This is a genomic window from Caballeronia novacaledonica (assembly GCF_900258035.1).
GTDB lineage: Bacteria > Pseudomonadota > Gammaproteobacteria > Burkholderiales > Burkholderiaceae > Caballeronia > Caballeronia novacaledonica.
The window spans coordinates 33948-52688 of the sequence record NZ_OGTP01000034.1 but is presented as its reverse complement, the minus strand read 5'-3'; the positions used below and the strand labels follow the sequence as shown (position 1 = coordinate 52688).

Genomic DNA, 18741 nt, shown 5'->3' with positions numbered 1-18741 from the left:
CATTACTCACAGGCTGAATTGAACGCAATTGCCAAGCGACTCAATGAAAGGCCGCGGCAGACCTTGGGCTTTATGACCCCAGCGGAGAAATTGGCCGAGACGTTGGGGGTTGCGTTGACCGGTTGAATCCGCCGCTTTTATCGCGTTCGGCGCGAGGGCTCTTTGTGTGAGTGAAACTTGCTTTCGCGTCGGTCTATTGGCGTTGCCCCTGTGCGGGGCGGCAGTCACTTTCTTTGCTGCTGCAAAGAAAGTAACCAAAGAAAGCAGCTTCTCCCATCCAAAGTGCTTCATGCCGGCCGCGGCACAGGCGATTGGCTGAATGGCCCGGCAGTAGTGAGTGCCCTCACAAGCAGAACCGGGCTTGGCTCGCGCACGGTCTGCCGCACCACATGTTTTAGGGCACTGGCCCAGCACGAAAGAGCACCGGCACAGCGCTACGCGCTGCCGTTGGGTATGCGAAGGAAACCATCGAGAAAGAAGCACATGCAGCCCCGATTGACCCATCGGCCGCGAAGCGGGCTGGAGCTATCTGGTGCTGAACCAGAGAGACAAGCGGTGCGATGAGTCAGACCGTGCGCGATCCAAGTCGCGTGAGTTTTGTGAGGGCACTCGCTACTCTGGGGGCCATTCAGCCAATCGCCTGTGCCGCGGCCGGTGTGAGGCACTTTGGATGGGAAAGCTGCTTTCTTTGCCTACTTTCTTTGCAGCAGCAAAGAAAGTAGGTGCCGCCCCGCACAGGGGCAGTGCTAATAGACCGACACGAACACAGGTTTCACGAACACCCGAACGAGCGAACAAACAAGCGAACGAACGAAGAAGCAAAAAAGCAACATCAAGGCTGATCGATCAACGACCGCGTCGCCTCCGCGACGAGCCCCCGCAACCAGCGGACCTCATCCGAGTAATGACACCGCTCATGCCACAACTGGTAATACTGCATCGGCGGAAAATCGAGCGGCGCGGGCACGACCGCGAGCGGCAGGAACCGCGCGTAGTGATCGGCAAAGAGCCGCGTCGTGGTAAAGACGAGATCCGACTTGATCAACACGTAAGGCGCGAGATTGAAGTACGGCAACGTCACGACGACATGACGCTTCAATCGCTCGCGCGCAAGATGCACGTCGATCGCACCGCGCTGGCCGACGGAATAGGGCGTCGGCGCAAGATGCGGCGCGTTCAGGTACTGATCGAGCGTCAGCCCCCCGCGCTTCGCGAACGGATGCGTATTGCTGACAAGACACACGATCTTGTCGACAAACAAGTTGGAAAGATGCAACTGCTCGGGCGGCTCGGGCCAGTTGCCGACGACGATATCGAGCTTGCCATCCTCGAGCGCGAGTTCGTAATCGAACGCCGGGCCGAGCGAATGGAACTCGAGCGTCGCGTTGGGCGCGGCCTGCCGGAATCGTTCGACGACAGTCGGCACGAACAGCACGTTCAGATAGTCGGGACAGCCGATGCGATAGCACCGCACCGACGTCGAAGGATCGAAATTGTGCTGCTGGACCTTGATGCGCTCGATTTCGCGCAGCGCGTTCTGCGTGGGCTCGAGCAGGCGCAGACCGTATTCGGTCGGCACCATGCCGGACTTTCCGCGCACCAGCAGCGGATCGCCGGTAATGTCGCGCAGCCGGCGCAACGCAGCGCTGATGGCGGGTTGCGACTGATTGAGCTTGACGGCCGCACGCGTCACGCTGCGTTCCATCAGAAGGGTATGCAAGACGCGCAACAGATACGTATCGATCGCCTCGCGTTGCTGACTCATGTTATCTCCACTATATGTTCTGGCTGATCGATGCGGGGTTACAACATATCATTTTTAATATGACGTGAAAAATTCGTCAAGGTGTGAGTTACCCGCAGGGACTGGCTTTTAGCGGCATGCAACACATAATTTTGAGTGATCGACTTAGCGTTCCGAATTCTGTAAATTCTGCCCGCGATATGAGTTCGCGCGACACGACCCCGTCGCGCGCTCGTGAGCGGTAACTTTTCCAGTCCGGCCTGCTCGGTGGCCGGACGCATTTCTGGATCTCAATGGGCGACGCCATTTCCACGTCGATGACGCCACCGCGCCTGGCGTTGTCGGGTATCAGCAAGCAGTATCCGTCCGTCAAGGCGAACGACGGCGTGCATCTCGTCGTCATGCCGGGTGAGATTCACGCCGTGCTCGGCGAGAACGGCGCGGGCAAATCCACGCTGATGAAGATCATCTACGGCGCGGTGCGTCCGGATGAAGGCGAAATTCGCTGGCAGGGCGAAGCGGTCGAGATCGGCAGCCCGGCCGCCGCGCGCAAGCTCGGCATCGGCATGGTGTTCCAGCACTTCTCGCTGTTCGAGACGCTGACGGTTGCCGAGAACATCGCGCTCGCGCTCGACGAAAAATTCGACATGAAAGCGCTCGGCAAGCGCATCCGCGACGTGTCGAAGGATTACGGCCTCGACGTCGATCCGCAGCGGCACGTGCACAGCCTCACCGTGGGCGAGCGGCAACGCGTGGAAATCGTGCGCTGCCTGCTGCAGAACCCGCGTCTGCTCATCATGGACGAGCCGACTTCGGTGCTCACGCCGCAGGCCGTCCAGAAGCTCTTCAAGGTGCTGCGGCGTCTCGCGTCCGAGGGCTGCAGCATTCTCTATATCAGCCACAAGCTCGACGAAATCCAGTCGCTCTGCGAGAACGCCACGGTGATGCGAGGCGGGCGCGTGACCGGCAACGTCGATCCGCACAAGGAGACGCAGGCGTCGCTCGCGCAACTGATGGTCGGTCATTCGCTGCCCGACTACACGCGCCGCGAGCACAATCCGGGCGACGTGCGGCTCGCGGTGCAGAACCTGTCGGTGGCGAGTCCCGATCCGTTCGGCACGTCGCTCGACAATGTGTCGTTCTCCGTGCACGCGGGCGAGATTTTCGGCATCGCGGGCGTGTCGGGGAACGGGCAGGCCGAACTGCTCGCGGCGCTCTCGGGCGAAATTCGCGACCGGCACGTCGCGCCCGGCGCCGTCTCGATCTGCGGCAAGCCGGCCGCGCGTTTGAGCGCCGGCGGACGGCGCCGGCTCGGCTTCGCGTTCGTCCCCGAAGAAAGGCTCGGGCGCGGCGCGGTTCCGGCGATGTCCCTCGCCGATAACGCCTTGCTCACCGCGCATCGCGAAAACATGGTGCGCGGCGGCTGGATCAAGGCGGGCACCGTGAAATCGTTCGCGGAGCGCTGCATCAAGTCGTTCGACGTGCGCTGCGGCGGCAGCGGCGCGCTCGCGCAAAGCCTGTCGGGCGGCAACCTGCAGAAGTTCATCGTCGGGCGCGAGATTCTTCAGGAGCCGAAAGTGCTGGTGGTCGCGCAGCCGACCTGGGGCGTCGATGTCGGCGCGGCGGGCTTCATCCGCCAGCAGTTGCTCGATCTGTCGGCGCGCGGCGTCGCCATTCTCGTCATTTCGGAAGAGCTGGAAGAACTCTTCGACATCTGCGACCGGCTCGCCGTGATCGCGCGCGGCAAGCTCTCGCCGGTGCGCAAGACGAGCGAAACCAACGCGGAGGAAGTCGGCCTCTTCATGGCCGGTCTTTTCGAAGGCAAGCCCGCGCCCGCCGCCGAACCCGACTCTCTCTTGAAGCACTAACGCACGATGATCTTCCCCTATCGACTCGAAGCGCGCCCGACGCCCTCGCGCGTCATGCAGCTCGCGGTGCCGGTGGTCGCCGCCGTCGCGACGCTCGTTATCGGCTTTCTGATTTTCAGTCTCGTCGGCCAGGACCCGCTGCGCGCGATGCACGCGTTCTTCATCGAGCCGCTTTCGAGCATCAACGGCTGGTCGGAACTGGTGCTGAAGGCGTCGCCGCTATGCCTGATCGGACTCGGGCTCGCGGTCGGCTATCGCGCGAACGTGTGGAACATCGGCGCGGAAGGGCAGATGCTGCTCGGCGGCATTGTCGCGGGCGGCATTGCGATTCATGCCGGCGATGCCTCCGGCTGGTGGACGCTGCCGCTGATGATGCTCGGTGGCGTGGTCGGCGGCATGCTGTGGGCCGCGATTCCCGCGCTGCTCAAGAGCCGCTTCAACACCAATGAAATCCTGACGAGCCTGATGCTCACCTACGTCGCCACGCAGTTGCTCATCTATCTCGTGAGCGGTCCGTGGCGCGATCCGGAAGGCATGAACTTCCCGATCTCGGCGATGTTCGGCGACGACGCGCTGTTCCCGCGCCTCTACGGCGACTGGCACTGGACGTGGCTCAAGGGCACGCGCATCAACGCATCGGTGTTTCTGACGGCGATCGCGATTCCCTGCGTGTGGCTCTTCATGCGCAAGAGCTTCGCGGGCTTCCGGATGAACGTCGGCGGTCTCGCGCCGCTCGCCGCGCGCTATGCCGGCTTCTCCGACAAGAAGACGATCTGGACGTCGCTGCTCTTGTCCGGCGGCCTCGCGGGCCTCGCCGGCATGGGCGAAGTGGCCGGTCCGATCGGCCAGCTTCAGGCGGGCTGGTCGCCGGGCTACGGCTTCACGGCGATCATCGTCGTGTTCGTGGGACGTCTGCATCCGGTGGGCATCGTGCTCGCGAGCCTGCTGATGGCGCTGCTGTATCTCGGCGGCGAAGCCGTGCAGACCTCGCTACAACTGCCGCAAGCGCTCGCGGGCGTGTTCCAGGGCCTGCTGCTTTTCTGCCTGCTCGGCTGCGACCTGTTCGTGAATTTCCGCATCAAGCGCAGGACGCCTGCGCATCACGCCGCATGACGAGGCAATAAGAAATGGACATCAATCAGGCCAGCAACCTCGCGTCGAGCGCCGTGATCGCCGCCATCCCGCTGATGTACGCGGGCGCGGGCGAACTCGTCGCGGAAAAATCCGGCGTCCTGAATCTCGGCGTCGAAGGCATGATGCTGATGGGCGCCGTCACCGGCTACGCCGTCACCGCGATCACCGGCAGTCCGTGGCTCGGCATCGTCGCTTCCGTGTTCGCGGGGCTCGCGATGGCGCTGCTCTTCGGCTTTCTCACCATCACGATGCTCGCCAATCAGGTCGCGACAGGTTTGTCGCTGACCATTTTCGGCATCGGCTTTTCGGCGTATGTCGGCAAGCCGTACACGTCGGCGGCGGTGCGCTCGACCATCGACGTGATGCCGATTCCCGGCCTCGCGAACATTCCGGTGCTCGGTCCCGCGGTCTTCTCGCTTACGCCGCTCGGCTATCTCGCGTTCATCATGTTCGGCGTGATCGGCTGGTTTCTCTACAAGACGCGCGCGGGGCTCGTGCTGCGCTCGGTCGGCGAATCGCCCGCGGTCGCGCATGCGGTGGGCTTTCCGGTCGTCGGCGTGCGCTATGGCGCGACGCTCTTCGGCGGCGCGATGGCCGGCATCGCGGGCGGCTATTACTCGATCGTCTATCTGCACGTCTGGCAGGAGCAACTGACTTCGGGGCGCGGCTGGATCGCGCTTGCGCTCGTCGTGTTCGCGACGTGGCGGCCGGGGCGCCTTCTGATCGGCGCGCTGCTGTTCGGCGCGGTGATGGCGCTGCAGTTCTACGCGCAGGCGATCGGCGTGCCCGTGCCGACGCAATTTCTCGCGATGCTGCCGTATATCGCGACGATCGTCGTCCTCGTGCTCATCTCGCGCAACCCGAACACGATCAAGCTCAACGCGCCGGCATCGCTCGGCAAGCCGTTTTTCGCGGCGAGCTGATGCTGTTGTTCTCGCGCAGCATCGCGGTTTCGCTCTCATTTTTGACCGACCACACTGATGCGGGCCGGCAATACCGTGTCACACACAACATCGACCAGGAGAATCACAATGAATAAACCATGGCTGAAGGCGATCACCGCGACGGTCGCGCTGTCCGCCACCGTCGCGGCACTGAGCGCGCGGGCGGCGGATGCGCCGGGCGTCGCGTTCGTCTATCTCGGCAATCCGGGCGATGCCGGCTGGACCTTCGCGCACGACGCGGGCAGCAAGGAAGCCGAAGCGAAGTACGGCAGCAAGATCAAGATCACGCGCGTGGAGAACGTGCCGGAGTCGGCGGATTCGGAACGCGTGTTCCGCGATCTCGCGAACAAGGGCAACAAGGTCATCTTCGCGACGAGCTTCGGCTATCAGGATTTCGCGCTGAAGGTCGCGAAGGATTTCCCGGACACCATCTTCCTGACGGCCACGGGCTTCAAGAAGGCCAAGAACTTCGGCACGTACGACGTGCGCATGTATCAGGGCGCGTATCTCGCGGGCGTCGCGGCGGGTTACGTGACGAAGACGAACACGCTCGGTTTCGTGGCGTCGGTGCCGATTCCGGAAGTGGTGCGCAACATCAACGCCTACACGATGGGCGCGCGCTCCGTGAATCCGAAGGTCCACACGAAGGTCATCTGGATCAATAGCTGGTTCGATCCGGGCAAGGAAAAGCAGGCCGCCGAAACGCTGATCGGCCAGGGCGCCGACGTGCTGCTGCAGAACACCGACTCGAACGCGACGCTAAACACGGCGAACGAGAAGCACGTCTACGCATTCGGCTGGGATTCGAACATGAAGAAGTTCGGTCCGAACGCGCATCTGGGTTCGGTGGTCGCGCACTGGGGCGTCTATTACAACGACGTCATCCAGAAGGTGCTCGACGGCAAGTGGAAGAACGATCCCGTGTGGCTCGGCATCCCGCAGAAGGCCGTGGATCTCGAAGACCTGAACACCGGCGTGATTCCCGCGAAGGCGGCGCAGGCGGTCGCCGCGAAACGCGACGAACTGCACACGGGCAAGTGGGATGTGTTCAGCGGCCCGATCAAGGATCAGTCTGGCGCGGAGAAGGTGCCGGCCGGCAAGACGCTGTCCGATCCGGAACTGCAGCGCATCAACTGGTACGTCGAAGGTGTCGACGGATCGTTGCCGAAATAATCAGCCTGCCGCGCAATACGAAACGCGCCTCGCTTCGCAGCGAGGCGCGTTTTTTCATGATCTCGGAAACCGCATCAATCCTCGATGCGCAGTCCGACTTTGATCGTCACCTGCCAATGCAGGATCTTCCCGTCCTCGATGTGTCCGCGCGTTTCCACCACTTCGAACCAGTGCATGTTGCGCAGCGTTTTCGACGCCTTCTCCAGCGCGACGCGCATGGCGTCATCGCTCGATTTCGGCGACGAGCCGGTCAGTTCGATCTGCTTGTAGACGTGTTCCGACATGGTGTTCTCCTTGTAATCCCCCGAAGGCATTTCCTGCGGGGCATGTTAGATCGGCGTCGAGCGACTGGACGTGTCGCAAGAGCTTGCAAACCGATGCAGCAAGGCACGCGCCATCACGCTTTCGCGCGTGGCTTCCATTAAAGGACAGGAATGCGTGCGGGAGTAGTCGGGGTTTGCGCGAAGCGCGCCGACACGCGGACGACGACACGCCGGGCCTCGATCACGAGGCCCGCGCGCATCAAAAATAAACGGGGAAGGTCGGAGATGAGATCAACGCAGCGGGCGCGAGGCGGCATCGCCCGCGTCCTGACGGCGCGTGCCGCGACGCCTGCGCGCCGAAACAGTGGCGCCGAATTCGCTCAGGATCTGCGTCCGGGCACGGCTCGCGAACACGAGGAAGCCGAAGCCGTTCGCCTCGTACCAGTAGCCGCCGTTCTCCAGTCCGTCGAGCGGCTGCTCGAGCGCATTGGTGATCGATTCGACACAGCGCCGGTGCAACTCGTCGATGGCCGGGTACGGCGGCTGTGCGCCCCGCACGCTGCACAACAGGACATCGAGTCCCGGCAGAACATGCGCGTAGAGCACCGGTTCATCCTGGGCGCGCGCTCGCGCGATCTTCGTGTCGAGTTGACCAAATGGCTTGAAGTGCCGCAGCACGGCGAGAAAAGACTCGTCGCCATCGGCCTTCACGCGCTTACGCTTTTTCGGGAAGGACATAAAAACTCGCCTGAAAAAGAATTGCAAGAAACGCAGCGTCCTCATGCGGCCACTCCCGTCTTGCGTGCCGCACGTCGATCTTTTATAGCGCATCGATGTGATTAGGTCACGGTGAATCGGGCCATCATCCTCGTGACCGGCGAGCCGCCGGTGCACGCTACTGGCGCATGATTCGTGCCGATGACCGTTTGGCGGCCCGCTTGGCATCCCTCTGAGCATCTATCCCAATAATAGTCCTGCTGCTACCCGCGCGAACAGCTTTCGTAAAGAAAAAAGCGGGTGGACGCACCAAGCGAGCGGGGTGGCTATCCGGGAAGACCTGAGCGGGTCGCGCGGGTTCCATCTATTTCGAACGATTTGCCGGCTAGACGCGCGGCGCGTTTTTGAGTTCGTCGCGAATTTCGCGCAGCAGGAGCACGTCTTCCGGCGTCGCGGGCGGCGGTGCGGATTCGGCGGGCTTGCGCAGATTGTTGATGAACTTGACCATCAGAAAAATGATGAACGCGAGGATGATGAAGTTGATCAGCGTCGTGATGAACGAGCCGTAGCCGAACACGGCGACGCCCGCGGTCTGCAAGTCCTTGTACGAATCGGGATTGCCTTTGAAAGTTGGCGGTATCGGTCCGAGTTTGACGAAGAGATTGGAAAAGTCGAGGCCGCCGGTGGCGAGGCCGACCACCGGCATGATCAGATCCTTCACGACGGAATTTACGATCGTCGAAAAAGCGCCGCCGATGATGACACCGACCGCGAGGTCCATGACGTTGCCTTTGAGGGCGAAGTTCTTGAATTCTTCGATCATGCTCATGCGCGGCTTCCTCCAGTTTGAGTCAGACGGTTGTATGGCCAGAGCGGCAGCAAGGGCTATGCCATTGAGACGTCCGCGAAACGCACGGCGAGGTGCGTTTCACTGCGGACAGCGTCAATGATAGTCAATTCGACTGCGGACCGCCCGCGCGCCGACAATCGCGCGCCAGACGTTCAGGCGGCCGGCACGCGGCCGACGCTGATCGCCGCGCAGAAGGCGGCATGATCGGCGACCGTCTGCGCGCCGTAGCGTTCGGCCCAACTCGCGTAGGCCGCGTCGAGGCGATCCGAGTTGCCGCAATAGCCCGCGATGAGCGCGGCGTCGCCCGTGCGCGCGTGGGCGCGGCCGAGAAGCAGGCCGAGACACCACGCATAAAAATCGAAGGTGGCGCCGTGCAGCCAGTCGACGGGAATCGAGCCGCGAATCTGCTTCATCTGCCGCACGTAGAAATCGCGGCCGGAGATGGTGGTCCAGCCGAGCAGCGCGTCCGACGAGCTTTGCATGAGCCGCTGGCCATGCACGACGCGCCGTCCCTGATGCCGGTAAGGCTCGTCGAGCGGCGGCACGAAGGGCGCGGCCGCGGGCACGATGCCTTCCTTCACCTGAAGAAAAAGCGGGTCGCCGAGCGCGCGGCCGAGCATCAGCACGAGATACGCGCGCGTGCCGACACTGCCCACGCCGACGACCCGATGCGCGACATCCGCGACGTCGTAGCGCTCCAGCATCATGCGCCATTCGCCCGCGATGGTCTGCAGATACGCCTTCAGGCCATCGATCACATGATTTTTTTCGGCGGCGTCGAGCGCGGTGAGGATCGGCGGATCGGCCTTGAAGCGATAGCTCTTGCCGACCGGTTCCGCCACTTTCGCGAGCATCGTCGCGTGCGAGCGCTTCATTGCGCGCTCGACGGTCTTTTCGATGGTCGCTTTCTCGTCGGCGTCGAGCTTCGTCGGGGCGTCCATGTGCAGCGCGCTCGCGTAGGAGCGCATTTGCCAGAGATCGTAGGGGCTCACTTGCCAGAGGCCCGCCATCGTCGTGCGATACGCGGCGCATGCCGAGCGCACCGCGCGCTCGCGCCCGCCGGCGTCGACGCCGTTCTCGCGCGCCGCGACATTGATGCTCGCAGTCAGCCGTTTCAGATCCCATTCCCACGGACCGACGAGCGTTTCGTCGAAGTCGTTCAGATCGAACACGACATCCTGGCGCGGCGTGCGAAAGAGGCCGAAATTATTGATATGCGCGTCGCCGTCGATGATCACGTTGTGCCCGATCGACGGCGACTTCGCCAGATCCCACGCCATCACGGTCGCGGAGCCGCGCAGGAACGCGAACGGCGATTCGGCCATGCGCTGCATGCGCAACGGAACGAGCCGCTCCTGCCGGCCCGCATTGCCCGCGAGCACGCGCTCCACGGGATCGGGCCGGTCCGGCTCGGGCGACCACGCGCCGTGGGCCTCGAACGGAACGGCGTCGCGCAGCGCGCGGCCCGTCACGCGGCTTTCTTCGGCCGTGCCGTTGATCGTGGAATTCGCTGCGGAGGGAGCGGGGCGGGTGGACAAAGTGTGTTCTCCTTCGGCGTTGTACCGGCGCGCCAGAAATTTGGCGCACCCGGCGGAACGTTTTACACGCGGCGCGCTGCGAACGCGAGCGTTCAGCGGTCGCGAGCGGCCTGAAGCAAACCGCGCGCCGAAGCATCAAGCGGGCACGTTAAATGCTCCTTACGATCCGCTGAAGCCCCGCCATGCCACCGCGCGATCCCGACGCACCGCGCGTCAACCATTCGAACATCATCTCATGCCGAACGAACTCCGCATTGCCGAAGGCTCCCCGTTTCCGCTCGGCGCGACCTGGGACGGGAAGGGCGTCAATTTCGCGCTATTTTCCGCGAACGCGACCAAGGTCGAGTTGTGTCTCTTCGACGAGAAGGGCGAGCAGGAAACGCAGCGCATCGAGCTGCCCGAATACACCGACGAAGTCTGGCACGTCTATGTGCACGGCCTCGAACCCGGCACGGTCTACGGTTATCGCGTACACGGCCCTTACGAACCGGAAGCCGGACATCGCTTCAATCCGAACAAGCTGCTGCTCGATCCTTACGCGAAGGCCCACGTCGGCACGCTGAAATGGGATCCGGCCTTGTTCGGCTACACGCTCAACGCCGAAGGCGACGATCTCACCTTCGACGAACGCGACAGCGCGCCTTTCATGCAGAAGTGCCAGGTCGTCGATCAGAATTTCACCTGGACCCACGCGACGCGCGTGCGCGTGCCGTGGGAACACACGATCTTCTACGAGACGCACGTGCGCGGCTACACGAAGCGGCATCCGGCGATTCCGGAGCACATGCGCGGCACCTTCGAAGGACTCGGGCAGAAGGACGTGGTCGAGTACATCAAGAGTCTCGGCGTGACGTCGGTGGAACTGCTGCCGATCCACGCGTTCGTCAACGACAGTTACCTGCTCGACAAGGGCCTCACGAACTACTGGGGCTATAACACGATCGGCTTTTTCGCCGCCGATCCGCGCTATTTCGCGCGCGGGCCGGGCGCCGTCGCCGAGTTCAAGGAGATGGTCGACCGGCTGCATGAAGCCGGCCTCGAAGTGATTCTCGACGTCGTGTACAACCACACCGCCGAAGGCAACGAGCGCGGCCCGACGCTGTCGTTCCGCGGCATCGACAACGCGTCGTACTACCGGCTGATGCCGGAAGAATCGCGTTATTACATCAACGATACCGGCACGGGCAACACGCTCAATCTCTCGCATCCGCGCGTGCTGCAGATGGTCACCGACAGCCTGCGCTACTGGGTGACGGAGATGAACGTCGACGGCTTCCGCTTCGACCTCGCGACGATTCTCGGCCGCGAGCCGTACGGCTTCGACGAAGGCGGCGGCTTTCTCGACAGTTGCCGTCAGGATCCGATTCTGTCGAGCGTCAAGCTCATCGCGGAGCCGTGGGATTGCGGGCCGGGCGGCTATCAGGTCGGCGGCTTTCCGCCGGGCTGGGCGGAATGGAACGATCGCTATCGCGACACGGTGCGCGAGTTCTGGAAGGGCGACGAAGGCGTGTCGCCGGAACTCGCGACGCGCATCACCGCATCGGGCGACAAGTTCAACAAGCGCGGACGCAGGCCGTGGGCGAGCGTCAACTTCATCACCGCGCACGACGGCTTCACGCTGAACGATCTCGTGTCGTACAACGACAAGCACAACGAGGCGAACGGCGAAGACAACAAGGACGGCCATTCGGACAACAAGTCGTGGAACTGCGGCGCCGAAGGCCCGACCGACGACGCGGAAATCCGCGCGCTGCGCGAGCGCCAGAAGCGCAACCTGCTCGCGACGCTCCTGTTCTCGCAAGGCACGCCGATGCTGCTCGCGGGCGACGAGTTCGGCCGCACGCAGGAGGGCAACAACAACGCGTATTGTCAGGACGACGACATCAGCTGGGTGAACTGGGACATCGACGACGATGGCCGCGCGCTCACCGAATTCGTGCGCAAACTCACGACGCTGCGTCACACGCTGCCCGTCCTGCGGCGCCAGCGCTTCCTCACGGGCGAGTACAACGAGGACTTGCAGGTCGCGGACGTCAGATGGCTCGGCACGACCGGCGACGAGCTCACGCAGGAGCAATGGGACGATCCGAACATGCGCTGCTTCGGACTCGTCTTCGACGGCCGCGCGCAGGCGACGGGCATCCGCAAACCGGCATCGGACGCGACGCTTTTGCTGATCGTGAACGCGTATCACGACGTGGTCGATTTCACGCTGCCCGATATTCCGGGCCCGGACGAGTGGATTTGTCTGATCGACACGAACGCGCCGATCCGCGAGGAATTGCCCGAATTCGGCTCGGATGACGTCTATCAGGTGACGGGCCGTTCGCTGCTGTTGTTCGCGCTTCAGCCGCGCGGCGCGACGAAGCGGATTTTCAAACGGCTGGAAGAAGCGCTGACGGACGAAGCGCCGCCCGAAAGCGACGAGAAGAAAGCGGAGGGCTGACGCGCCCATCGACGGGACGCCCTGCGCGACCGGGTATCATGCGATTTTTGCGATAGCGACGGAAGGCGGCGCGAGCCGCCTTCTTTTTTCCACGATGCCTGTTTCATTCACACATGAACGCGCGCTCATCGAAGCCCGCGCGGCGCCGACGGCATGATCCTGCGCGCCATTCTGCACGTCGCGAGCTGGGATCAGCTCGAACGCATCTGGGAGTTCATCGTCGGCTTCTTCAAGTTTTTGTGGGGTCTGCTGCGCTTTCTCGGCGGCGGTGGCTGATGCGCTGACCGTTCACATTGCAACGAAAAAGGCCCCGCGCAAACGAACGGGGCCTTCGAATCATGCGTGCGTGACAGGCTTAGTCAGGAATCGCGCCAGCCGTCGTCGTTGCTGCCGAGGTCGAGACCGCCTCCGCCGCCGCCGTCGTTCCAGTCATTCGAGCCGTTGCCGAAGTCGAGGCCGCCGCCGTTGTTGTTGCCGAAATCGAGACCACCGTTGTCGTTCTGCGACGGGCGATCGACGGGCACTTCGCGCTCGATCACGCGATCGCGCCCATGCGACAGCGCTTCGCCCAGCAACACGCCGGTGAGCAGTCCGCCCATGCCGCCGCCAAACCCGCCGCCGCCTTGCTGAATGATGACAGGCGGCTGTTGCCCTTGCTGCGGCGGATACGGCGGATAGGGCCCCTGCTGCGGATACTGCTGCTGGCCGCGGCCGAAACGCTCGGCTTCCTGCGCATACGGCGAGCCGTTCGGCGCGCCCGCCTGGGCGTTGCCGGCGGCGTTGGGATCGGGCCTGCCTTCGGCGCGGGCCTTCAGACTCGCGACCTGATTCGCCAGATCGTCGATCGCATACGGCGGCACGGGATTCTTCGAGTTCGACAGCGACTCGACCATCTCGCGCAATTGCGTCTCCGCGCCTTCGACATCGCGCAAGAGCGCCTCGTGGCCCGGCGCGGTGGAGAGCCGCACGTCGAGCTTGAGCGTGCGCACGTCGTTGAGCAATTCGGTCGCGCGCTTGATCTGCGAGCGGCGGTCGTTCTCGGCCTGACCGTCGTCGCGTGCGCGCGCACGGCGCAAGCCCCAGCGCAGCACGAGCGCGATCGCCGCGATCAGGAGCGCCAAGCCGATCCACGCGCCCATGCCGATGCCGTGCTTTTGCGGCGCGGCGGCGGCCTGATCCTGATTGAACGGATTCTGCGCGTTCGATGTGGCCGTGCCGTTGTTCGAGCGCGGCGAGATGCTCGCGCGGGTCGCATCGGCCTGAATGCGGGCTTGCGTGGCGGCGAAGCGCGACGGGTCCGTGAAGCTCAGCGAAGGATCGAGCGATTTCGCCTGTTGCAGTTGCGAAAGCGCATCGCTGTAGCGGCCCTCGCGGTCGAGCACCTGCGCGTACAGATAGTGCGCGTGCGCGTTTTTCGGATGCGCGTCGAGCACTTCGCTCAACTGGGAGTCGGCCTGTTGCCAGTTGCCCTGCGTCATCGACTGCTCGACCTGCTGCGCGGTCGGCACGGCGAACGCGAGCGGAGAAGCGAGCGACAGCGACAACGCCAGAGCCGTCAGAGTCTTTTTCATGATGCGGGCCGGACGCGATGAACGTCCGTCTCCTTTCGATGCTGCGAACGGGTGATGCAAGTCGTGATACTCAAGGTGACGCATATTCCTGCGACGCGCGACGCACCCAGGAGTTCGCCGCGCGCCGCCGCCTTTCTGATGCCAGCACTTATTGCGCCGGCGTATTCAACTGCTTCTTCAGCGCTTCGAGACGATCCTCGACCGAAGGCCCGCGATTGAGCGCGGCGAGTTTGTCGTCGAGCGCCTTGCCGGATTTCTGGTCCGCCGAGTTCAGACGCGCGTCCGAGCGGGCGTTGGAGAGTTGCACCTTGTCTTCGAGTTTCTGAAAGTCCTCGGAAAGATTTTTTCCGCCGATGCCGCCCAGCGCCGTCGCCGCGGTGTCCTTCGCCTGCGCGATCTGCTGCTTGGCCTGAAGGATGTTGGAGCGCGCGTTGAGATCGTTGCGGCGCTGGCGCATGTCCGCGATCTGCTTCTTCAGCAGGTCGACCGAAGGCACCAGCGTCTGCAGTTCCGCCGCGAGCGCGTCGCGTTCGGTTTCGGCATTCGACTGCGCGGCGAGCGCTTCGCGCGCGAGACCTTCATCGCCGGACTGCAGCGCGCGCTTCGCGCCGTCTTCGTACTTCTTCGCCTTGTCGGCGGCGGCGTCTCGCTTGCTTTGCTGCGTCGCGACCTGCGCTTCGATCTCGATGAGCGAGTTCTCCGCCTTCGCGATGCTGTCGTCGAGCTCGCGCACGATCTGGCGTGCGTCGCGCGAAGGGTCCTGCATGGTGTCGGCGGCGTCGTTCAAGAGGCCTTTGACCGTGCGCGTGATGGAATCGAAAAGCGACATGTATTTCTCCTGGATGAAGACGGCGGCGTGCGCTTGCCTGCGTGCCACGCGGCTCGAATGTGAGGCGCAACGCGCGGGATTGCAAGCGTCGGGCGGGTAACACTTTCACGCCGGGTTTACCCGCCCATTAGATCATGCCGTGACTTAATCGGGACTTAACGGAAGGTTAAGGAGTGTAACGATGCGCCATGTCGATCAAGCGACGAACGCGCTAGCGCTCGGAGCGCGTGTCGTCCGTCAGCGAGGCGTCGTCGCCCTGATCCGTGTCGGGCTCGATTTCTTCTTCAGATTGCGCTTGCGAAGCGATCCGCGCCTGCGCGGCCCGTTTGGTCGCGCTCGCCGCCGCTGCCCGGGCTTCGCGCGCGGCGGCTTTCTCGGCGACGCTTTTCAGCGCCGCGTTGAGCGGATCGGGCGCTTTAGGCGCGCGCAGACGATCGACGATGCCTGCCACCTTGATCTGCTCGCTCGTCGCGTTGAAGTTGAGCACGGCGCGCCGCATGAGCTCGCTCACGCTGATGCCGAGGGTATCCGCTGTCTTGCTGATGGCCAGCTTCTGCGCGGGAGTCACGAAAACAACGATGCGTTCGCTGGGTTTGGTCGTCATGAGCGGCTCGCAAACAGTAAGGCGATCGTAGGGGACGATCGGGGCTTCGGTTCATCAAACGGCGCGACATCGTTACGGCAGGCCCGCCCGGGACATTTCGGGGAACCTGCGAATCATTCAACCATCATATCGGTTTGCGCGCGGCCGTGCGTGTGAACCCCCTCGCATCACACGCGTTGAGCGTTGCGTAAAAACGGCGCGCGATCAACCACTTGGATATTTTCTCATAGGGTTGTCCACAAGGCTCTCAACACTTTCTGTGGGTAACTCAACATACACCCGCATTCTTGCGGCGCGCGGGCATTTACTTACAAAAAAATCCGGCCGCTTTTGTAGCGGTGCGTGCGAATTCTTTAAAATGCGCTGTTACCCTCGGTCGAAACCGGGCCATATATCGCTCGTCCCGTCTTTGCAGTAGCGCCGTGCTTCGGCGCATCGCATCGAAGCACGGCAGCGCGCGCGCTTCACGGCGCGCCGAACGAACCCAGTCATGCCTATCATCAAACGACCCGACTCATCCAATTCCTCGCGATACGATCGCGAACCGCGCTGGAACGACTCTCGCAACGACTCACGCCATGACTCGGGCGGCCGCGACGGCGGTGGACGCAACGGCGGAAACGGCCGCAACGGCCGCAATGACCGTAACGATCGCAACGGCCGCGGGCGAGGCCGTTCGCCCATGGCGCGCATCGCGCTCTGGCTCGCGGGCCTCGCGGCGATCGGCGTGGTGGTCGGCGCGCTCATCGTCGGCTATGCGCTCGTCGTCATGGCGCCGAATCTGCCGTCGCTCAATGCGCTCATCGACTACCGGCCGAAGGTGCCGTTGCGCGTCTACACCGCCGATCACGTGCTGATCGGCGAGTTCGGCGAGGAGCGGCGCAGCCTCGTGCGCTTCCAGGATATTCCCGACCAGATGAAGAAGGCCGTCCTCGCGATCGAGGACTACCGCTTCTACGATCACGGCGGCGTCGACTTCATCGGCATTCTGCGGGCGGGCGTGACCGATCTGACGCACGGCGGCGCATCGCAGGGCGCGAGCACGATCACGATGCAGGTCGCGCGCAACTTTTTCCTGTCGAGCGAAAAGACCTACACGCGCAAGATTTACGAGATGCTGCTCGCATACAAGATCGAAAAGGCGCTGACGAAGGATCAGATCCTCGAGTTGTACATGAACCAGATTTATCTCGGCGAGCGCGCCTACGGCTTTTCGGCTGCGGCGCGCGTGTACTTCGGCAAGGACCTGAAGGACATCTCGCTCGCCGAAGCGGCGATGCTCGCGGGCCTGCCGAAAGCGCCGTCGGCGTATAACCCGGTCGTCAATCCGAAGCGCGCGAAGGTGCGTCAGCAATACATTCTGAAGCGCATGCTGGACCTGAACTTCATCACGCGCGAGCAGTACGATCAGGCCATCGCCGAAGAAATCCACACGAAGTCCGCGGGCACCGAGTACAAGGTGCATGCGGAATACGTCGCGGAAATGGTGCGACAACTGATGTACGCGCAGTACAAGGAAGAAACCTATACGCGCGGCCTCACGGTGACGACGACCATCGACTCCGCCGATCAGGACGCCGCATATAAGGCCGTGCGCAAGGGCGTGATGGATTACGAGCGCCGGCATGGCTATCGCGGGCCGGAGGGCAACATCAATCTGCCGGCCAGCGCGGACGACCGCGCCGAGGCGATCGAAGACGCGCTCGTCGATCATCCGGACAACGGCGAACTCGTCGCGGCGGTCGTGACGAACGCGAGCCCGAAGCAGGTGACGGCGCAGTTCGTCGGCGGCGATACGGCGACCATCGCGGGCGACGGCCTGCGCTTCGTGGCGGCGGGACTGCGCAGCAACGCGTCGAAGGCGCTCGCGATCAAGCCGGGTTCCATCGTGCGCATGACGAGGGACGACAAGGGCAACTGGCAGATCACGCAGCTTCCGCAGGTCGAAGGCGCGCTCGTGTCGATGACGCCGCAGGACGGCGCGATCCGCGCGCTCATCGGCGGCTTCGACTTCAACAAGAACAAGTTCAATCACGTCACGCAGGCCTGGCGTCAGCCGGGTTCGAGCTTCAAGCCCTTCATCTATTCGGCGGCGCTCGACAAGGGCCTCGGACCGGCGACCATCATCAACGATGCGCCGCTCTTCTTCCCCGCGGCGGGCGGCGGCGACGCATGGGAGCCGAAGGACGACGACCAGCCCGACGGCCCGATGTCGATGCGCACCGGCCTGCAGAAGTCGAAGAACCTGGTGTCGATCCGCATTCTGTCGTATATCGGCACGGGCTACGCGCAGGACTTCGTCACACAGAAGTTCGGCTTCGACAAGGACAAGACGCCGCCTTATCTGCCGCTCGCGCTCGGCGCGGGGCTCGTCACGCCTTTGCAACTGAGCGGCGCCTATTCGGTGTTCGCGAACGGTGGCTATCGCATCAATCCGTACCTCATCGCCGATGTCGCCGATGCGCGCGGCACCGTGATCTCGCGCGCGAATCCGCTCGTGGCGGGCAGCAACGCGCCGCAGACGCTCGAGGCGCGCAATGCGTACATCATGAACAGTCTGCTGCACACGGTCGCGACGCAGGGCACGGGTTCGGGCACCAACGTTCTGAAGCGCAACGACCTGCAAGGCAAGACCGGCACGACCAACGACGCGAAGGATGGCTGGTTCGCCGGCTATCAGAAGCAGCTCGTCGCGGTCGCGTGGATGGGCTACGACCAGCCCAAGACGCTCGGCAGCCGCGAGTTTGGCGCGCAACTCGCGTTGCCGATCTGGGTCGAGTACATGGGACGCGCGCTGCGCGGCATTCCGCAGGAGCAGATGGCGAAGCCGGATGGCATCACGACCGTCGACGGCGAATTGTTCTACGCCGACCGCACGCCGGGCACGGGATTCGTCGCGAGCATCGGACTGGACAACACGAACCCGATGGCGGGCGATGCGACCACGATGGGCGGTGTAGGACCGGCGGGCATGCAGGCGCCGCCCGCGCCGCAAGTCACGACCGACGAACGCAAGCAGATCATGGACATGTTCAGCAGGCCGTGAGTTGACGCTGCATG

Annotated in this window: 15 protein-coding genes and 1 pseudogene; 8 read left to right on the top strand and 8 right to left on the bottom strand. The window is 63.5% G+C overall.

Annotated elements, in window-relative coordinates; translation table 11 throughout:
• Positions 1 to 126: pseudogene (locus NOV72_RS32920) on the top strand (IS30 family transposase); the annotation flags it as partial.
• 706 nt (positions 127 to 832) lie between these two features.
• On the opposite strand, the gene NOV72_RS29680 reads toward NOV72_RS32920, so the two are convergent.
• Positions 833 to 1765 (bottom strand): LysR substrate-binding domain-containing protein, encoded by a 933-nt coding sequence (locus NOV72_RS29680; RefSeq protein WP_008349998.1) that lies wholly within the window; start codon positions 1763 to 1765, stop codon positions 833 to 835.
• Between the two features lie 272 nt (positions 1766 to 2037).
• Between NOV72_RS29680 and NOV72_RS29675 the strand changes: the two genes are divergently transcribed.
• The 4 genes from NOV72_RS29675 (at position 2038) to NOV72_RS29660 (ending at position 6863) form a co-directional block, all read left to right on the top strand.
• Positions 2038 to 3612, top strand: coding sequence for an ABC transporter ATP-binding protein (locus tag NOV72_RS29675; RefSeq protein ID WP_106858084.1), 1575 nt, complete (start codon positions 2038 to 2040; stop codon positions 3610 to 3612).
• 6 nt (positions 3613 to 3618) lie between these two features.
• On the top strand, positions 3619 to 4725 hold the full coding sequence (locus tag NOV72_RS29670; protein ID WP_106858083.1) for an ABC transporter permease: 1107 nt from the start codon (positions 3619 to 3621) through the stop codon (positions 4723 to 4725).
• 14 nt (positions 4726 to 4739) lie between these two features.
• On the top strand, positions 4740 to 5669 hold the full coding sequence (locus NOV72_RS29665) for an ABC transporter permease (RefSeq protein ID WP_106858082.1): 930 nt from the start codon (positions 4740 to 4742) through the stop codon (positions 5667 to 5669).
• A gap of 108 nt (positions 5670 to 5777) precedes the next feature.
• Positions 5778 to 6863 carry a BMP family ABC transporter substrate-binding protein gene (locus NOV72_RS29660; protein ID WP_106858081.1) on the top strand — a complete coding sequence of 362 codons (1086 nt, stop codon included), beginning with the start codon at positions 5778 to 5780 and terminating at the stop codon, positions 6861 to 6863.
• A 74-nt stretch (positions 6864 to 6937) separates the two neighbouring features.
• On the opposite strand, the gene NOV72_RS29655 is transcribed toward NOV72_RS29660, so the two are convergent.
• The 4 genes from NOV72_RS29655 to NOV72_RS29640 form a co-directional block, all read right to left on the bottom strand.
• Entirely contained in the window at positions 6938 to 7147 is a 210-nt protein-coding gene (locus tag NOV72_RS29655) for a dodecin (protein ID WP_106858092.1), read from the bottom strand.
• Positions 7148 to 7417: 270 nt separating this feature from the next.
• A complete protein-coding gene (locus NOV72_RS29650; RefSeq protein WP_035498834.1) occupies positions 7418 to 7909 on the bottom strand; it encodes a hypothetical protein in 492 nt (163 codons plus the stop codon).
• A 319-nt stretch (positions 7910 to 8228) separates the two neighbouring features.
• Complete coding sequence (mscL, locus tag NOV72_RS29645; RefSeq protein ID WP_106858080.1) at positions 8229 to 8672, bottom strand: large conductance mechanosensitive channel protein MscL; 444 nt, start codon at positions 8670 to 8672, stop codon at positions 8229 to 8231.
• Between the two features lie 173 nt (positions 8673 to 8845).
• Entirely contained in the window at positions 8846 to 10231 is a 1386-nt protein-coding gene (locus tag NOV72_RS29640; RefSeq protein WP_106858079.1) for a DUF2252 domain-containing protein, read from the bottom strand.
• A 235-nt stretch (positions 10232 to 10466) separates the two neighbouring features.
• Between NOV72_RS29640 and glgX the strand changes: the two genes are divergently transcribed.
• Both glgX and NOV72_RS33030 read left to right on the top strand, forming a co-directional pair.
• A complete protein-coding gene (gene glgX / locus NOV72_RS29635) occupies positions 10467 to 12677 on the top strand; it encodes a glycogen debranching protein GlgX (protein ID WP_106858078.1) in 2211 nt (736 codons plus the stop codon).
• A gap of 153 nt (positions 12678 to 12830) precedes the next feature.
• Complete coding sequence (locus tag NOV72_RS33030) at positions 12831 to 12953, top strand: hypothetical protein (RefSeq protein ID WP_281261827.1); 123 nt, start codon at positions 12831 to 12833, stop codon at positions 12951 to 12953.
• Between the two features lie 83 nt (positions 12954 to 13036).
• Here NOV72_RS33030 and NOV72_RS29630 read toward each other — a convergent pair whose 3' ends face one another.
• The 3 genes from NOV72_RS29630 to NOV72_RS29620 form a co-directional block, all read right to left on the bottom strand.
• Positions 13037 to 14248, bottom strand: a complete 1212-nt coding sequence (locus NOV72_RS29630) for a tetratricopeptide repeat protein (protein ID WP_106858077.1) — start codon at positions 14246 to 14248, stop codon at positions 13037 to 13039.
• A gap of 148 nt (positions 14249 to 14396) precedes the next feature.
• Entirely contained in the window at positions 14397 to 15077 is a 681-nt protein-coding gene (locus tag NOV72_RS29625) for a PspA/IM30 family protein (RefSeq protein ID WP_106858091.1), read from the bottom strand.
• Positions 15078 to 15288: 211 nt separating this feature from the next.
• Positions 15289 to 15681, bottom strand: coding sequence for a plasmid mobilization protein (locus NOV72_RS29620; RefSeq protein WP_106858076.1), 393 nt, complete (start codon positions 15679 to 15681; stop codon positions 15289 to 15291).
• Positions 15682 to 16171: 490 nt separating this feature from the next.
• On the opposite strand from NOV72_RS29620, the gene NOV72_RS29615 reads away from it, so the two are divergent.
• On the top strand, positions 16172 to 18727 hold the full coding sequence (locus NOV72_RS29615; RefSeq protein ID WP_106858075.1) for a penicillin-binding protein 1A: 2556 nt from the start codon (positions 16172 to 16174) through the stop codon (positions 18725 to 18727).
• Positions 18728 to 18741 lie beyond the last annotated feature (14 nt).